The organism is Rhodococcus sp. R1101, from assembly GCF_000278445.1.
GTDB lineage: Bacteria > Actinomycetota > Actinomycetes > Mycobacteriales > Mycobacteriaceae > Rhodococcus > Rhodococcus gordoniae.
This window is the reverse complement of record NZ_AJVB01000894.1, coordinates 1-675: the sequence shown is the minus strand read 5'-3', so window position 1 is coordinate 675 and position 675 is coordinate 1. Positions and strand designations below refer to the sequence as shown.

Sequence of the window (675 nt, the reverse complement as noted above, 5' to 3'; positions counted from 1 at the left end):
GAATCCGACTCCGGATCCCGCCGGCAGCAAGCGATCCTGTCCCAGAGCCAGGACGCGACATTGCCCGTCGCCTCGCTGGTCGAGGCGGCCCTGTCGGAGGAGGACCCGTTCGTCGCGGGGGCGTTGCGCTGGTCGCTCGCCCGAGCCGCAGACGCAGTGGAGACTGCACTTCCCGGATTGGCGACGGGGCTGCGGTCGGACGAGGCAGCGGTGCGGCGCCGGGCGATCGCAGCCTTGGCGGAGCTCCGTGTTCCCGAGTCCACGACGCTGCTCGAGGAGGCTCTCGGCGACGATGATGCGAAGGCCCGCGCCATGGTGGCTCTGACGCTCGGGGCGCGGGGTGTGGACGCGGCCGTCCCCGTCCTCGTGGACATGATCGTGGAGGGCCGGTCGGACGTCGAGGCCGCCGAAGTGCTGGGCCGGCTCGCGGACCGGTCGGCCCTCTCCGCGGAGATCGTGCGTTCCGTGCAGCATGGGCTCGACGGGGCGGACGACGCTCGGGTACGCCTGCGCCTGACGCAGGCACTCGCGGAGATCCCGGGCTCGGCTGCCCGCGACGCTCTCGCGGTCCTGACCACCGACCCGGATCGGACCGTCGCGGCGACCGCGAGTGTCATCCTCACCACCCGCTGACCGCCGTCGGGCCCACCGGCCGCCAGGACCCGGAAATGCGAC

Annotated in this window: 1 protein-coding gene; it reads left to right on the top strand. The window is 73.0% G+C overall.

Going from position 1 to position 675, the window contains the following annotated elements; genetic code table 11:
* Nucleotides 1-633: HEAT repeat domain-containing protein (locus R1101_RS28925; protein ID WP_016935838.1), on the top strand; the 633-nt coding region annotated here is incomplete at its 5' end.
* Nucleotides 634-675 lie beyond the last annotated feature (42 nt).